Below are 15,893 nucleotides of genomic sequence, written 5' to 3'. Positions count from 1 at the left end.
GGAAATCGTTTTCAGGTTTAAGTTAGCCTCCATTTCAGCCGCTTTTATCGGGTATTGAACTGGAGTGTTGATCATGAAGCGATTTGCTTTTGTCTTGTTATTGCCCTTTTTACTCACCGGCTGCGCCACAATCGTCGGAAGCGATGATGAAGCGGTTTATATTAATAGCTTCCCGACGAATACGGCATTCAGCGTCGTGGATAGCGTTGGCAATATTGTAGCGAAGGGCAGTACGCCGACATCGGTTATCCTGAAAAAAAACGACGGCAGTTATTTTGGCAAGCGGGAATATACGTTGACGGTAAAGCATGAGGGATATCACTCCAGCATCGTGCCGCTCGAATATCGTCTCAGTCACTGGTACACCTTTGGCAACCTTATCTTTGGGGGCATTCCGGGGTGGTTTATCGTCGACCCGTATTCCGGTGGCATGTACACCCTCAAAGAAAACAGACTGAACGTCATCCTGCGCCGGTGCGAGCCGGGGCCGTTTCGCTATATGTGCACGTGATGTGCGCGAAAAGAACAATTTGTATGTTCAGTGTATTTACCCTCACCCCAGCCCTCTCCCTGAAAGGGAGAGGGAGTACATAGTGCCAGTTTGTAAGAACAGTCCTATCATTCGTACACCGAACGGTCCCCTCGCCCCTATGGGGAGAGGGTTAGGGTGAGGAGGCTGGTCGAGTCTTCAGAACATTGTGCAATAGCCGTTATTCTTTGCGGTGAAGAAGATCCTGATAGATTTGCGTCAACACCCCCTGCGCCCCAAATTCCTTCTTAATCCACTGCGTCACCTGCCCAGTGGCTGAGTGCTGGGTTGCCAGCAGCATTCGCGAATCCTGACGTGGATTGTGGATCTGGCGGGTCACCAGTAACGACTGCGCCTCTCGCACCATATAATCCGGCAGAAAACCAATTCCCGCTCCGAGGATCTGGCACTGGCATTTGGTGTTGAAATCCGGCACCAGGATCGACTCCTGACCGTGCAGTAACCAGCCGACCTTTTTGTTGATGGTGTGCGCAGTGTCTTCAACCATGATGTTGGGATACAACCGCAGCTGGCTTTCTGAAATGGGCTCCGGCATAAATGCCAGCGGGTGAGTTGGGGCGATAGCAAATGCCCAGCGAATCGCGCCAATCTCGGTGTAATCAATGCCGCCACCGTCCAGCAGGGTATCCGGCGCGCCAATGGCGATATTGGCCTGGTTATTAATGATCGAATCCCACACGCCGTTATAGACCTCGGTGGTCACCGCTATCTGACAGGTCGGAAACTGCTTTTTCAATACCTGAAGCAGTCGGGCGGTGTGCTTTGGCGTATACAGCAACTGGTTAATACAGATGCGCACGCGGGTCTCAATTCCCTGGGCGATGGTATCAATGCTGCGTTTGATCGCATGGAAATCATTAAGCAGATCGCTGGCTTTGCGGAAAAAATAGCGACCGGACTCGGTGAGTTCAATACTGCGCGTGCTGCGGGTAAACAGCACCACATCCAGCCCGGTTTCCATCCGCTTGATGGTATAGCTGATGGCGGAGGTGGTCAGCCCCAGCTCCGTCGCTGCCTTGCTAAAGCTGCCAAACCGCGCGGCGGTGGTAAACGCCAGCAGGTTTTCTTCGGTAAAAATTGAGTTCATCCGCGCACTCCTGCCATCAGTGAGATCCACTGATGAATGTATTGGCAGTGCTTATGATTGAGCAATCATTTTTGAATAACTTTTAAAACCGCCGTTTATGCGTCTATTTGGCACCTCTGTGGCATGCTGCCGGATGGCGCTGCGCTTATCCGGCCTCTTTCGAGGTGGCCTCGCTTAGCTTGCGTCCGGTATATTCCGAGATAATCCCCACGCAGTTTCCCGCCAGAAAGCCGAGCAACGTGACCCACCAGTTCAGCCCGGTGGCGAAAAACAGCGTCATGCCAAGAAAGCCGCCTGGGATAAATGAGGTGAGCCAGAATCGGCCCTGCCAGACCACCATGGCGGAGAACGGCACCGTCATGACCACACTAGCCCAGAAAGGCGACAAGCCGCTTACCGACCCCAGCCAACCGGAGGCCATCGCCGCCAGAAACGCCCACACGGCCCCGGAGTAATTCACAAACAGGCTCTTTACAAAACCGGTGTTACCGCCGCCCGCCGCATAGAAACTACAGAACGCGACAAACCCGATGGTACCGAGTAACTCCCAGCCAGGTGCGAGCCCAACCTGCGAGGACACCATTTGCCAGAGACCTGCACAGATCCCAACAGTAATGCCCGTTGCGGTGAGTCCGTTCATGATGATTTCCTCTCGTATAGTGGTTTCGTGCTGAAACTATATAGAAAGAAAACCCGATTGAGTTAAGGGGCATCGTGGCAAAGAGATAAAGGGTGCACCACTGCACAGTCTGTACGGATTATTAAATTATTTTCAATAATGAGGCGGGTTACGGCGAATAAAATTTAAGCGGGTTCTTTTCTATGAATTTCATTGCTATTCTCCATTCATCAAAAAACAGCCACAAAAATCAGGGGAATGAGAATGACCAATACCAATCTGATTGCTGATTATCTGTTAGCAGCGCAACAAGGTGAGCTGGCAAAATTAAAATCCTGTCTGCGTCAGGGTGTCGATATTAATGCTGTTAATCGCCAGGGGCAAACCGCCATTACGCTGGCGAGCCTGAATAAAAAATATGATTGCGTGGCCACCTTAATTGACGCGGGCGCTGATATTAATAAACAAGATCACACCTGTTTAAACCCTTTCCTGATTTGCTGCCTGAATAATGATTTAACGCTACTGCGTTTAATTATACCGGCACGCCCGGATTTGAATCGCCTGACCCGTTTTGGCGGCGTAGGGCTCACGCCCGCGTGTGAAAAAGGCCATCTTGATATCGTCCAGGAGCTTTTGCATCGCACGGCAATTAACCTCAATCACACCAACTTTGTTGGCTGGACACCGCTGCTGGAAGCCATTGTACTGAACGACGGTGGTGAAACCCAGCAGGCGATTGTGGCGTTATTGCTGGAGCACGGCGCGAGCCCGCACATGACCGATAAATATGGCAAAACCCCGCTGGAACTGGCGCGGGAGAAGGGATTTGAGGAAATTGCCCAGTTGCTTATTGCTGCTGGAGCTTGACCCAGGAGAACCGCTATCGACACCCCAATACGGCGGTGTGTGCAAGCGCTAACTGCGGATTCGCGCTTTTTGTCCGAGCGCGGCGTTGGGCGGGTTGAACAGGTTTTCTCCCGGGCGGTAAATATCTACTTCCCGGCGCAGCAGCGGTTGCTGACGTTGTTATGTGAAACCTGTGATAACGCCCCTTATAGCAGTAGGTTGGCACTCACTCACTTTGAAGGCCTTTTCCGGCCTGGCGAGTCGGTTCAGTTTCAGTTTTCAGGTATCACAATTGGTGAGGATAAATGGATAGATACCGCTTCCTGCCAACGCTGGCAGCCGCCGGAACTGCAATTGAATACCGACAGGTTCTTTCAGATCCCCTGGCAACGCTGGCACGATGTTATTCGCCAGCAGCTACAGGATCACGAGACATTATTTCTTGGACAGGGCGATAATCCCTTTTATCAAGCGATATCAACACAATTACAGCAGCGACGTCTTACATTAATTAACGCATTACAAAGCGGTAAAAATATTAGCGCGGCGGTTGCCAATATGATTGGTTTGGGTATCGGCTTAACACCGTCGGCTGATGATTATTTAGTGGGGCTGAGTACGGTTTTATTTATACCGGGGCATCCGGCAGAAAAATATAAAACCGATTTTTTAGCCGCACTTCAGGCCACGAATAAAAATACCACGCTGCTCAGCGCCATAACGCTGGAGGCCGCATTTGAACAGCGCTATCGCGAAAGTCTTTACGGGCTTATTAATAATATCATTAATGAACCCACCTATTTTTCTATCCAGGCTATCGCCAATATCAAAAATATTGGCTCAAGTTCCGGCTGCGACATGCTTTACGGCATGGCGGACGCCTGCGCACTGAGCCAAACGTATGGAGGGAATTATGTCAGTCAAAATAGTTATTAAAAAGAACACGTATTTTGATTCCGTGTCGCTGATGTCGATATCGACACGCGCCAACCAGCTTGACGGCGTTGAGCAGGCATTTGTGGCAATGGCGACTGAGATGAACAAAGGCGTGCTGAAAAATCTCGGGCTGCTGACGACAGAACTCGATGGCGCAAAAAACGGTGACCTGATGATTGTCATCAACGGCAAAGACGGTGCCGATAACGATCAGACGCTAGCGGCTATTGAAGAATTATTCACTAAAAAGGCCGACAGCGGCTCGCACGAAGCGCGCTACGCCACCCTTGCCAGTGCCAAAAAACACATTCCGGACAGCAATCTGGCGGTGATTTCGGTCAATGGTCTGTTCGCCGCCCGTGAAGCGCGTCAGGCGCTGCAAAACGACCTGAACGTGATGCTGTTCTCCGACAACGTGTCGATTGAAGATGAACTGGCGCTTAAGCAACTGGCGCATGAAAAAGGGCTGCTGATGATGGGGCCGGACTGCGGCACCGCCATCATTAACGGCGCGGCGCTGTGTTTTGGTAACGCGGTACGTCGCGGCAATATTGGCATTATTGGCGCATCCGGCACCGGCAGCCAGGAGCTGAGCGTGCGCATTCACGACTTCGGCGGTGGCATCTCGCAGCTTATCGGTACCGGTGGGCGTGACCTAAGCGAAAAAATTGGCGGCCTGATGATGCTTGATGCCATCACCATGCTGGAAAACGATCCGCAAACCGAAATTATTGTGCTGGTGTCTAAACCACCTGCTCCAGCGGTGGCACGCAAGGTCGTGGAACGCGCCCGCGCCTGCCGTAAACCGGTGGTCGCCTGCTTCCTTGGCCGCGCTGAGCCTCCGGCTGATGAACAAGGGCTACAGTTTGCGCGCGGGACCAAAGACGCAGCGCTGAAAGCGGTTCTGCTGAGCGGTGTGGAGAAAGCCTCGCTCGACCTTAACCCGCTTAACGAGGCGCTGATTGCTGAGGTGCGCGGCAAGCTCACGCCACAGCAAAAATACATTCGCGGCCTGTTCTGCGGCGGCACGCTGTGTGACGAAACGATGTTTGCGGTGATGGAAAAACACGGCGACGTCTACAGCAATATTCAGCCGGATCCGGCCTTCCGTCTGACGGACATTAACCGCAGCGTCAAACACACCTTCCTCGACTTTGGCGATGACGATTTCACCAACGGCAAACCGCACCCGATGATCGACCCGACCAATCGCATCAGCCGCCTGATTCAGGAAGCGCGCGATCCGCAAGTTGGCGTGATCGTGATGGATTTCGTGCTGGGGTTCGGATCGCACGAGGATCCGGTGGGTTCAACGATCGAGGCGATCCGCGAAGCAAAAGCGATCGCCGCCGCTGATGACCGTGAGCTGGTGATCCTCGCCTACGTGCTGGGTACCGATCTCGATACGCCGTCGCTGGAAAAACAGCGCCAGTTGCTAACCGACGCGGGCGTTGTCCTCGCCAGCAGCAGCACCAATACCGGTTTGCTGGCACGTGAATTTATCTGCAAAGGGGAGAATGCCTGATGAGCCAGTTATTTAACCAGCCGTTGAACGTGATTAACGTAGGCATTGCCCTGTTCAGCGATGATTTGAAAAAGCAGCATGTCGACGTCGCCCAGCTCGACTGGACGCCGCCGGGGCAGGGCAATATGCAGATTGTGAAGGCGCTGGACAGCATTGCCGATTCACCGCTGGCAGACAAAATTGCCGCCGCTAACCAGCAGGCGCTGGAGCGCATTATTCAGTCGCACCCGGTGCTGATTGGTTTTGACCAGGCGATTAACGTGGTGCCGGGCATGACGCCGAAAACGATCCTCCACGCTGGCCCGCCGGTGCAGTGGGAAAATATGTGTGGCGCGATGAAAGGCGCGGTCACCGGGGCGCTGGTGTTTGAAGGGCTGGCGAAGGATATCGACGACGCGGCGGCGCTGGCGGCTTCCGGCGAAATCACCTTCTCGCCGTGCCACGAGCACGACTGCGTGGGGTCGATGGCGGGCGTCACTTCGGCCTCGATGTTTATGCATATCGTCGAAAACAAGACCTACGGCAACATTGCTTATACCAATATGAGCGAGCAGATGGCGAAGATCTTGCGCATGGGGGCCAACGACCAGAGCGTGATCGACCGTCTGAACTGGATGCGCGATGTGCAGGGCCCGATGCTGCGCGACGCGATGAAAATCATCGGCGAGATCGACCTGCGCTTAATGTTGGCCCAGGCGCTGCATATGGGCGACGAGTGTCATAACCGCAACAACGCGGGTACCACTCTGCTGATTCAGGCGCTGACGCCGGGGATTATTCAGGCGGGTTACTCCGTTGAGCAGCAGCGCGAAGTGTTTGAGTTTGTCGCCAGTAGCGACTACTTCTCAGGCCCGACGTGGATGGCGATGTGCAAAGCGGCGATGGACGCGGCGCACGGTATCGAGTACAGCACCGTGGTCACCACCATGGCGCGCAACGGCGTCGAGTTCGGCCTGCGGGTCAGCGGCCTACCGGGGCAGTGGTTTACCGGCCCGGCGCAGCAGGTGATTGGCCCGATGTTTGCCGGATACAAACCGGAAGACTCGGGGCTGGATATCGGCGACAGCGCGATTACCGAAACCTACGGCATCGGTGGTTTTGCGATGGCGACAGCCCCGGCGATTGTGGCGCTGGTGGGTGGCACGGTGGAAGAGGCTATCGACTTCTCCCGCCAGATGCGTGAAATCACGCTGGGTGAAAACCCGAACGTCACGATTCCGCTGCTTGGCTTTATGGGCGTGCCAACGGCTATCGACATCACCCGCGTGGGTAGCAGCGGCATTCTGCCGGTGATCAACACCGCCATTGCCCATAAAGATGCGGGTATCGGCATGATTGGCGCCGGGATAGTACACCCGCCGTTCGCCTGTTTCGAGAAAGCGATTCTGAGCTGGTGCGAACATTATAACGCCTGACTGTGCCCTCTCCCCTCTGGGGAGAGGGCTAGGGTGAGGGGATAACAGGCACGGAGCCTGAAATCCCCGGCGGCGCTTTGCTTGGCCGGGCTACATGGTATCCGAGCGCACTTAACGGTTCCCTCTCCCCTGTGGGGAGAGGGTTAGGGTGAGGGGACAACGGGCACGGAGCCTGAAATCCCCGGCGGCGCTGCGCTTGGCCGGGCTACATGGTATCCGAGCGCACTTAACGGTTCCCTCTCCCGTATGGGGAGAGGGTTAGGGTGAGGGGATAACGGGCACGGAGCCTGAAATCTCCGGCGGCGCTGCGCTTGGCCGGGCTACATGATATCCAAGTGCACCTAACGGTTCCCTCTCCCCCATGGGGAGAGGGTTAGGGTGAGGGGATAACGGGCACGGAGCCTGAAATCTCCGGCGGCGCTGCGCTTGGCCGGGCTACTTGGTATCCGAGCGCACTTAACGGTTCCCTCTCCCCTGTGGGGAGAGGGCTAGGGTGAGGGGACAACGGGTACGGAGCCGGAAATCCCCGGCGGCGCTGCGCTTGGCCGGACTACATGGTATCCAAGTGCACCTAACGGTTCCCTCTCCCCTGTGGGGAGAGGGCTAGGGTGAGGGGACAACGGGCACGGAGCCTGAAATCCCCGGCGGCGCTGCGCTTGGCCGGGCTACATGGTATCCGGGCGCACTTAACGGTTCCCTCTCCCCTGTGGGGAGAGGGTTAGGGTGAGGGGACAACGGGTACGGAGCCGGAAATCCCCGGCTGCGCTGCGCTTGGCCGGGCTACAACGATTGGTCCAACAACAATAATCACATCACCTTCTGCACTGGAACCTACACGATGAAAGAACTTGTGGTCGTTGCCATTGGCGGCAACAGCATAATCAAAGACAACGCCAGCCAGTCGATTGAACATCAGTCAGAGGCGGTGAAAGCGGTGGCGGACACGGTGCTGGCGATGCTGGCATCGGATTACAACATCGTGCTGACGCACGGTAACGGCCCGCAGGTGGGGCTGGATCTGCGTCGTGCGGAGATTGCCCACGAGCGCGAAGGGCTGCCGCTCACTCCGCTTGCCAACTGCGTTGCCGACACTCAGGGCGGCATCGGTTATCTGATTCAACAGGCGCTGAATAACCGCCTGGCGAAACGCGGCGAGCAAAAAGCGGTGACGGTGGTGACGCAGGTGGAGGTGGATAAAAACGATCCCGGCTTTATCCATCCCAGCAAACCGATTGGCGCATTTTTTAGCGCCGAACAGCGCGATGCCCTGCTAAGCGCGAATCCAACATGGCGCTTTGTCGAAGATTCCGGGCGCGGTTATCGCCGCGTGGTGGCCTCGCCGGAGCCGAAACGTATTGTCGAAGCTGAAGCCATCAAAACGCTGACTCAACAAGGCTTTGTGGTGATCGGCGCGGGCGGCGGCGGAATTCCGGTGGTGCTGGGCGATGACGGGGATTATCACAGCGTGGACGCGGTGATCGACAAAGATCTTTCCACCGCCCTGCTGGCGCGCGAGATCCACGCCGATATTCTGGTGATCACCACCGGTGTGGAAAAAGTCTGCGTCCACTTCGGCAAACCTGAGCAGCAGGCGCTGGGGCTTGTGGATATCGCCACCATGACTCGCTACATGCACGAAGGCCATTTCCCGGCAGGCAGCATGCTGCCAAAAATTGTCGCCAGCCTACAGTTTCTACAACACGGTGGGAAGCGGGTAATTATCACCACCCCGGACTGCCTGCCCGCCGCTCTGCGCGGTGAAACGGGCACCCATATCATCCACAAACATTAAGGAACGACGATGAAAGAGAACAAAAGTCGCCGTGAGTTTTTGAGCCACAGCGGCAAAATGGTCACCGCCGCCGCGCTGTTTGGCGCGACCGCCCCGGTGGCGTATGCTGCCACTTCCGGCACGGCGACCTGCGAGACCAAAGGAACCATGAACATCACCGACCGCCATTACTATCTGGATAACGTGCTGCTCGAAACGGGCTTTGAATATGAGGGTGCGGTGGCAGTTCATACCCGTACCGCGCGTCACACCGTGGAGATTCAGGACGGCAAAATCGTCGCCCTGCGCGATAATCAAAACCACCCGGACGCCACGCTGCCGCACTATGATGCCGGTGGCAAACTGATGCTGCCCGCGATGCGCGACATGCATATCCACCTCGACAAAACCTTCTACGGCGGCCCGTGGCGCTCGCTCAACCGCCCGGCGGGCACCACGATTCAGGATATGATAAAGCTCGAGCAAAAGCTGCTGCCTGAACTCCAGCCGTACACCCAGGAGCGGGCTGAGAAGCTGATTGATCTGCTGCAATCGAAAGGCACTACCATTGCCCGTAGCCACTGCAATATTGAGCCGGTTTCCGGGCTGAAAAACCTCGAAAATTTACAGGCGGTGCTGGCACGACGTCAGGCTGATTTCGACTGTGAGATTGTCGCCTTCCCGCAGCATGGCCTGCTGTTATCGAAATCTGAACCGCTGATGCGCGAAGCAATGCAGGCAGGTGCGCATTACGTCGGCGGGTTAGATCCGACCAACGTCGATGGCGCAATGGAGAAGTCCCTCGACACCATGTTCCAGATTGCCATCGACTATAAAAAAGGCGTGGATATCCATCTTCATGAAACCAGCCCCGCGGGCGTGGCGGCGGTGAAATATATGGTGGAGACCGTAGAGAGAACCCCAGAACTCAAGGGCAAGCTGACCATCAGCCACGCTTTCGCGCTGGCAATGATGAACGAACAGCAGGTTGATGAGATTGCGACGCGGATGGCGGCGCAGCAGATTTCCATCGCCTCGACGGTGCCGATCGGTACGCTGCATATGCCGCTCAAACAGCTACGCGACAAAGGCGTGACGCTGATGACTGGTACCGATAGCGCCATCGATCATTGGGCGCCATACGGCCTCGGCGATATGCTGGAAAAAGCCAACCTGTACGCTCAACTCTACATCCGCCCGAACGAACAAAATCTCTCGCGCTCGCTGTTCCTGGCGACCGGTGACATGATGCCGTTAAATGAGAAGGGTGAGCGCGTGTGGCCCAAGGCGCAGGATGAGGCGAGCTTTGTGCTGGTGGACGCCTCGTGCTCGGCGGAAGCCGTGGCGCGGATCTCTCCGCGCGCCGCAACGTTCCATAAAGGACGGCTGGTGTGGGGAAGCGTGGCATAACCTTGTAGGCCGGACAAGGCAACGCCGCCATCCGGCAACCTGCGCCGATACTGCCGGATGGCGCTGCGCTTATCCGGCCTACATAGCACCCGTATCGCGCCGACTCCGGGAGCGCTCGAACTCCCCCTAAAATTTTTTTATCCCCGACCGAAACCTTCAGGCCTTAGCGTGCGAACTATTATGTACAGAGCACCTTTATTCCCCTGATGGAGTCGACCATGAATCGTTTAAAAACCTTGTCAGCCGCCGCCGTACTCAGCCTTTCTCTCTTCGCCATGAATGCGAATGCCGCCCTTGAACCAGGCGCAAAAGCGCCGGACTTCAGCCTGCAAGGCGCGCTCGGCGGTAAGCCACTGACCTTCTCCCTGCAACAGGCCTTGCAGAAAGGGCCGGTAGTGCTCTACTTCTTTCCGGCTGCGTTCACCAAAGGCTGTACCCTTGAGGCGCACGCCTTTGCCGAAGCCACCGATGATTTCAAAAAGCTCGGTGCAACCGTGGTGGGCGTGACCGCCGGGAATGTTGACCAGGTGGATGAGTTCTCGAAGCTGGAGTGTCGGGATAAATTTACCGTGGCGGCAGACCCAGGGGCGAAAGTGGCGACGCAGTACCAGACGCTTATGCAGATGAACGGCAAAACGCTGTCCGACCGTACCTCGTTTGTGATCGCCCCGGACGGCAAAATTCTGATGAGCTATACCGACCGTAACCCTGATGAACACATCCAGAAAGCGATGGATGCCGTGAAGCTGTACGCGAAATCGCACTCGTAATTTAGCCGCCGGGGTTCGCTATGTTAACTGCTATTCTGGCTGCCTTTGTGGGCGGCATTATCCTCAACCTGATGCCCTGCGTGTTCCCGGTCATTTCACTGAAAGCGCTGGGCATTTTGCGCCATGAGGGTGATGCCAAAAGTGCGCGCACCGAAGGATTGGGCTTTTTGCTCGGCGTGATTTTTACCATGCTGGTGCTGGCTGGCATACTGTTGGCGCTGCGTGCCGGTGGTACCGCCGTCGGCTGGGGGTTCCAGCTTCAGTCGCCGATGGTCATTGCCGTGCTGGCGCTGATTATTTTGGGCGCGGCGCTGAATCTGCTCGGCGTGTTTGAAGTGGGCTTGTCGTTGCAAAGAGCTGGGGAGATTTCGGTAGGAAGCGGGGCTTTTGTACGTTCTGCGCTAACCGGTGCGCTGGCGATTGTGGTGGCGACACCCTGCTCGGCACCCTTTATGGCGGGCGCGGTGGGCTATGCACTGGTGCAGCCTCCGCTGGCCTCACTGGCGATTTTCCTGTCGCTGGCGATAGGCTTTGCCGCGCCGTTTACGCTGGTCTCGATGTTCCCGGCCATCGCCAAACATCTGCCGCGACCGGGCGCATGGATGGACATCCTCAAGCGTGGCCTGGCGTTCCCGATGCTCGGGGCGTTTGCCTGGCTGGTGTGGGTGTTGACGCAGCAAGCGGGTACCACCGCGCTGTTAGCGATGCTGATTTGTGCCGTAGTGGTGAGCTTTGCCGCGTGGCTGTACGGTATGGCCCAGCGCCGACGCTATATCGGAAAATCCTATAAAGCGCTGCTGGCGGTGACGGTGGTGCTGTTTATTGCTGCGGTCAGCCCGCTGCCCGGCGTGATGCACGTCCAGCCGTCGCAGCCGGATCTTGCGCGCGTGGAAAATATCACCCAGGTGAAGTGGTCGCCGCAGACGGTGGAGGAGATGCGCGGGCATGGCAAGGCTATCTTTGTCGATTTCACCGCCTCCTGGTGTATTACCTGCCAGGTAAACGAGCGCACGTCGCTCTCCACAGCGGCGGTGAAGCAGGCGCTGGCGAGCACGAATACAATCTACATGGTGGCGGACTCCACCAAATTTAACGCCGATATTGATGACGCGATGACCGCGTTTGGGCAGGGTGGTTTGCCGCTCTACGTAGTCTACCCGGCGGACGGCAGCGCCCCGAAAGTGCTGCCGCAGGTGCTGACCCCGACGATTGTGGTCAACGCCCTGAATCAGGCATCCGGTAAAAAAGCATGAGGTAACGGGCATGGCGGAATATGGATAACGGTTTAGCGCCGCGTGAAGCATGGCCTGCGCTGATGACAAGCGCGCAGGCGGGGGATCGCGATGCCTATACCCAACTGCTGCGGGCCATTGTGCCGGTGATTCGGGTGATGGTCCGCAAGCAGATTGCCGACAGCGTGCTGGTTGACGATGTTATCCAGGACGTTCTGCTGGCAGTCCATCGGGTGCGCCACACCTACGATCCCGCCTGTCCGTTTTTACCGTGGTTGATGGCCATCACCCAGGCCCGCACCGTTGATGCGCTGCGTAAGCGTGGCCGCCACTGGCTGCGTGAAGCCGATGAGGGGGAGGCCGTTGAGCCTATCGCTGAACACATCCTGGAAGAGGATGAACGAGAAGAAGCGCTGGCGCAGATCCTCGACCAGCTCCCCTCACGCCAACGGCAGATTGTGGAGCATATCCACCTGCAGGAGATGAGCCTCGCCGAAGCCGCTGTCCGCCATAATTTAAGCGTTTCGGCGGTGAAATCGCTATTACACAGAGCACTTACCAACCTTCGCCGGATGGGAGCGAACCATGACCGATCATGATCTTTTTATTGCGAAGCTAAGTCGCGACGCCGGGCCAATACGCCGCCCATGGGCGAGCAACCGACGGGTCGTCGCCTGGCTGCTGATGGCGCTGCCGTGCGGTTGGCTCAATAGCCTGGTGTTCCATCGGGTAGCGACGGACTGGACGCAATCCGGCGCGCTGTTGGCGGCGCTGCAACTGACCGTGGCTTTTGTGATGGGCATACTGGCAATACGTAACGCCTTTCTGCTGAGCATTGCCGGGCGAAAACCACTGGGCTGGCAGTGGTTTGTGCCACTTATAGCGCTCTGGCTGGGCGGCGTTATCTTCAGCCTCGGGACGACACACGCGCCGGAAAGTCATCCCGACGAAGTGAACTGCTACGCGTTTATGATGGCGGTGAGCACACCGATGATGGTCATTATGATGGGCTACCTGCGTCGCACCCGGGCCCTGTATCCGCTGCGCACGCTGGCGACGTCAGGGGTGGGAATCGCCTGTATGGCGCTGACGATGCTGTCGTTTTGCCACCCGGTGGAGGTGCATCCGCTAGATTTCCTGCTCCATATGGCGGCGGGGGTGACGATTGTGCTGGTGATGATGGCGGTGGGGTGGCGGTGGGTGAGGATTGTCTGATGAGCGCCGTGGCATTGCCGGATGGCGCTACGCTTATCCGGCATACATATGTTGCCGGGTACCGCTGGGCGTAGCCCGGTCGAGGCGCAACGCGCCGACGCCGGGACTGCTCGATCTATGCCCCTTCAACCTCATCCAACCGCCGCTTCAGCGCATCCAACTGAAACTCGCTAAACACCTCAATTCCATGCTGGCGCAACAGCGCCGCCGCGACCCCTTCACCCGGTACCCTCACTCCGCTAAATGCCCCGTCATATACATTCTGGCTCCCGCAGGTTGGGCTACCGTCGGTCATAATCGCAAACCGACAGCCCTGACTCTGCGCAGTTTTTAACGCCAGCCACGCCGCCAGCACATACGGCTGCGTCACATCACGCCCGTCGCTTTCTACCACCTGTGCGTGCCCGTTCAGCACGTCGATCCCCTGACCACTCACCATCTCTGCGGATAAGCGTGGGGTAGGTAGCCCTGCCGCCAGTTCCGGGCAATGGGTGACCAGACGGCCTTCTTCGTGCCAGCGTTGCAGCAGATCTGAGGAACAGGATTTGTCGGTACCGTTGTAGCGGACAAGGTGTCCTGACAGGCAGGCGCTAAGCAGGATTTTTTCTTTGACGGGCATGGGAGATACCTTTGATAAGGTGCGTGGTAACGCGCTTATCGCGATACCGGCGGTTATAAGGTAGCAGAAAATGAGCGGGGGGCGGTTGGATTTGGGGGGGGAGGAAACGCGTCTTATAATGAAAAACGAATAGTATCTTCTGCTCTGGAACCCCGTTTATGAATTGCCAGAGGGTAAGCCATGTGTTTTATCCTGAGCGGGTGATGCCAGAAGGAGGCTCCTGGAAGTGATTGAAAAATATAAAAGGACGTTAGAAATGAATAAATATCTGTCTGGTCTGTGTTTTGTCTCTTTTTTTTATTTTTCTTCAATAGGTTACGTACACTCTGCGGATCAAAATAACGTCCAGGTTAGTATCGATGCCCGCAACTCTAATAAAGGATTTATTCCGGTAATTTCTGATTTAGATGAAATCCAGCCTTCTCATTTCAGGGAGTCGGATCTACAGAAAATGCAGGATAGCGTGAGGAGGATGGAGTCCGACAACCGCAAAGTCGATGAGCTAACTAAGAAGGTTTTACAGCTTGAGAGAAAGAATTCTGAGCAGGAGAGTAAGATCGAGCGATTGCAAAGAAGTCTTGATGGCATGAAGCGGAGCAACGACAACCTTTCAAATCAGGTCAGCAATTTATCCCGCAAAATTAAGTGATAAAGAGCCACCGCCTGTATTCACTTACCGGGCTATTAGCGTAAGCGTGCCTGCATTAAAGCCACGCTTATCAGCGCCCAGAAATCGGCCGTAGCCAGATAGCAAAAAACCAGCCGTAGGCTGGTTTCTTTAAATAGTGGTGCCCGGACTCGGAATCGAACCAAGGACACGGGGATTTTCAATCCCCTGCTCTACCGACTGAGCTATCCGGGCAACGAGGCGCATTAAACCGTAGTCGCTCTCTTTCGTCAACCAAATTCACCGAAAAGCTGTTCAACTGCTTACTATTCCGGCAATCTACGCGTTTACGCCGACTGTTTGCACAAATCTTCCAGACAGCGGCGCGGCAATCAGGCAATGCTGGCGGCAAGAGGAGGGCAGGATGGCGACAAAAGACTGGCTTGAGCTGCGACAGCATGCGGATACCGGCATTGAAACGATAAAAGCGCACTTTGAAGGCCATGCCTTCGACCCGCACTGGCACGACAGCTATCTGGTGGGCATCACGCTCGCTGGAACGCAGCAGTTTCACTGTCGTCGCGAGCGCCATCATAGTCTGCCGGGCGATGCCTTTTTGCTGGAACCGGGGGAGATACACGACGGTGATGCACCGGTGGCCGGAGGCTTTACCTACCTCACGTTTTATCTCGACGAGCGCTGGCTGACCCACACCCTGCACGGGCTCTATGACGCCACGCCGGACAGCTATTCACTGCACTTTAACCAAACGCTCACCCGAGAGCCGCAGCTGGTGCGGGCGATTAATGACACCTTCAGTACCTTGCATACCGATGAGATGCGTATCGTGCAGCAAAGCAGCATGGATAATCTGCTGGCGCAGTTGACCTCGCATTGTCAGTGGCGCAAACGGCTGCCGTCACAGATCCAAAGTGCGGCCATCGCCCACCGGGCGCGGGATTATCTGCATGCGCATATGGGCGATAATATTGGCCTGTCGGATCTGGCGCGGGAGACCGGCACCGACCGTTTTACCCTCACGCGCAGTTTTAAGCGCGAGTTTCATCTGGCGCCGCACGCGTGGCTGATTCAGCTGCGGTTGGCGAAAGCGCGCCAGTTGCTGGGGTTGGGTGAGCTGCCGGTGGAGGTGGCGGCGACACTGGGTTTTGCTGACCAGAGTCACCTCGGGCGCTGGTTCCAGCGGGCGTACCGCATTACGCCCGCGCACTACCGTCGGTTGTGCACAAACCTTCCAGACGTTTCCAATAAATAACGGCACAGTCAGGAC

At 56.4% G+C, this 15,893-nt stretch carries 16 protein-coding genes and 1 tRNA gene; 13 read left to right on the top strand and 4 right to left on the bottom strand.

What is annotated here, in order from left to right; all coding sequences use genetic code 11:
• The first annotated feature begins 73 nt into the window (after nucleotides 1-73).
• The gene (locus tag U0026_RS20760; protein ID WP_062779045.1) at nucleotides 74-511 is read left to right on the top strand and encodes a hypothetical protein; all 438 of its coding nucleotides are present in this window, start codon (nucleotides 74-76) and stop codon (nucleotides 509-511) included.
• A 199-nt stretch (nucleotides 512-710) separates the two neighbouring features.
• Here the strand turns inward: U0026_RS20760 and U0026_RS20755 are convergent, their stop codons facing one another.
• On the bottom strand, nucleotides 711-1,637 hold the full coding sequence (locus U0026_RS20755) for a LysR substrate-binding domain-containing protein (protein ID WP_062779047.1): 927 nt from the start codon (nucleotides 1,635-1,637) through the stop codon (nucleotides 711-713).
• A 145-nt stretch (nucleotides 1,638-1,782) separates the two neighbouring features.
• Nucleotides 1,783-2,277 carry a DUF1097 domain-containing protein gene (locus U0026_RS20750; protein WP_062779049.1) on the bottom strand — a complete coding sequence of 165 codons (495 nt, stop codon included), beginning with the start codon at nucleotides 2,275-2,277 and terminating at the stop codon, nucleotides 1,783-1,785.
• Between the two features lie 243 nt (nucleotides 2,278-2,520).
• Here U0026_RS20750 and U0026_RS20745 point away from each other — a divergent pair, with 243 nt between their 5' ends.
• The 10 genes from U0026_RS20745 to U0026_RS20700 all read left to right on the top strand — a co-directional run bounded on the left by U0026_RS20745 (nucleotide 2,521) and on the right by U0026_RS20700 (nucleotide 13,379).
• Nucleotides 2,521-3,126 (top strand): ankyrin repeat domain-containing protein, encoded by a 606-nt coding sequence (locus tag U0026_RS20745; RefSeq protein WP_062779052.1) that lies wholly within the window; start codon nucleotides 2,521-2,523, stop codon nucleotides 3,124-3,126.
• Nucleotides 3,127-3,165: 39 nt separating this feature from the next.
• Nucleotides 3,166-4,041 (top strand): oxamate carbamoyltransferase subunit AllH family protein, encoded by an 876-nt coding sequence (locus tag U0026_RS20740; protein ID WP_062779055.1) that lies wholly within the window; start codon nucleotides 3,166-3,168, stop codon nucleotides 4,039-4,041.
• Nucleotides 4,019-5,566: an acyl-CoA synthetase FdrA gene (fdrA, locus tag U0026_RS20735; protein WP_062779058.1), complete on the top strand. Its 1,548-nt coding sequence runs from the start codon at nucleotides 4,019-4,021 to the stop codon at nucleotides 5,564-5,566. Before U0026_RS20740 ends, fdrA begins: the two co-directional genes overlap by 23 nt.
• Nucleotides 5,566-6,981 carry a YlbE family protein gene (locus U0026_RS20730; RefSeq protein ID WP_062779061.1) on the top strand — a complete coding sequence of 472 codons (1,416 nt, stop codon included), beginning with the start codon at nucleotides 5,566-5,568 and terminating at the stop codon, nucleotides 6,979-6,981. Before fdrA ends, U0026_RS20730 begins: the two co-directional genes overlap by 1 nt.
• Nucleotides 6,982-7,819: 838 nt before the next feature.
• Nucleotides 7,820-8,773 (top strand): carbamate kinase family protein, encoded by a 954-nt coding sequence (locus tag U0026_RS20725; protein ID WP_062775933.1) that lies wholly within the window; start codon nucleotides 7,820-7,822, stop codon nucleotides 8,771-8,773.
• Between the two features lie 9 nt (nucleotides 8,774-8,782).
• Entirely contained in the window at nucleotides 8,783-10,162 is a 1,380-nt protein-coding gene (locus tag U0026_RS20720; RefSeq protein ID WP_062775936.1) for an amidohydrolase family protein, read from the top strand.
• Nucleotides 10,163-10,380: 218 nt separating this feature from the next.
• Nucleotides 10,381-10,932, top strand: coding sequence for a peroxiredoxin (locus U0026_RS20715; protein WP_062775938.1), 552 nt, complete (start codon nucleotides 10,381-10,383; stop codon nucleotides 10,930-10,932).
• 20 nt (nucleotides 10,933-10,952) lie between these two features.
• A complete protein-coding gene (locus tag U0026_RS20710) occupies nucleotides 10,953-12,185 on the top strand; it encodes a protein-disulfide reductase DsbD family protein (RefSeq protein ID WP_062775940.1) in 1,233 nt (410 codons plus the stop codon).
• Nucleotides 12,186-12,205: 20 nt separating this feature from the next.
• A complete protein-coding gene (locus U0026_RS20705; protein WP_062775942.1) occupies nucleotides 12,206-12,763 on the top strand; it encodes a sigma-70 family RNA polymerase sigma factor in 558 nt (185 codons plus the stop codon).
• Nucleotides 12,750-13,379, top strand: a complete 630-nt coding sequence (locus U0026_RS20700) for an NrsF family protein (RefSeq protein WP_062775944.1) — start codon at nucleotides 12,750-12,752, stop codon at nucleotides 13,377-13,379. Before U0026_RS20705 ends, U0026_RS20700 begins: the two co-directional genes overlap by 14 nt.
• Before the next feature lie 115 nt (nucleotides 13,380-13,494).
• Here the strand turns inward: U0026_RS20700 and U0026_RS20695 are convergent, their stop codons facing one another.
• Nucleotides 13,495-13,998: a 2-thiouracil desulfurase family protein gene (locus U0026_RS20695; RefSeq protein ID WP_062775947.1), complete on the bottom strand. Its 504-nt coding sequence runs from the start codon at nucleotides 13,996-13,998 to the stop codon at nucleotides 13,495-13,497.
• A gap of 256 nt (nucleotides 13,999-14,254) precedes the next feature.
• On the opposite strand from U0026_RS20695, the gene U0026_RS20690 reads away from it, so the two are divergent.
• Nucleotides 14,255-14,647 carry a hypothetical protein gene (locus U0026_RS20690; RefSeq protein WP_062775949.1) on the top strand — a complete coding sequence of 131 codons (393 nt, stop codon included), beginning with the start codon at nucleotides 14,255-14,257 and terminating at the stop codon, nucleotides 14,645-14,647.
• Between the two features lie 137 nt (nucleotides 14,648-14,784).
• On the opposite strand, the gene U0026_RS20685 is transcribed toward U0026_RS20690, so the two are convergent.
• Nucleotides 14,785-14,860 (bottom strand) — tRNA-Phe (locus U0026_RS20685).
• A 169-nt stretch (nucleotides 14,861-15,029) separates the two neighbouring features.
• Between U0026_RS20685 and U0026_RS20680 the strand changes: the two genes are divergently transcribed.
• Nucleotides 15,030-15,878 (top strand): AraC family transcriptional regulator, encoded by an 849-nt coding sequence (locus U0026_RS20680; RefSeq protein WP_062775951.1) that lies wholly within the window; start codon nucleotides 15,030-15,032, stop codon nucleotides 15,876-15,878.
• Nucleotides 15,879-15,893 lie beyond the last annotated feature (15 nt).

The sequence above is a fragment of the Kluyvera intermedia genome (assembly GCF_034424175.1).
In the GTDB taxonomy this organism is placed as follows: domain Bacteria; phylum Pseudomonadota; class Gammaproteobacteria; order Enterobacterales; family Enterobacteriaceae; genus Kluyvera; species Kluyvera intermedia.
The sequence above is the reverse complement of the archived record's forward strand: the minus strand, read 5'-3'. Positions and strand labels throughout refer to the sequence as shown.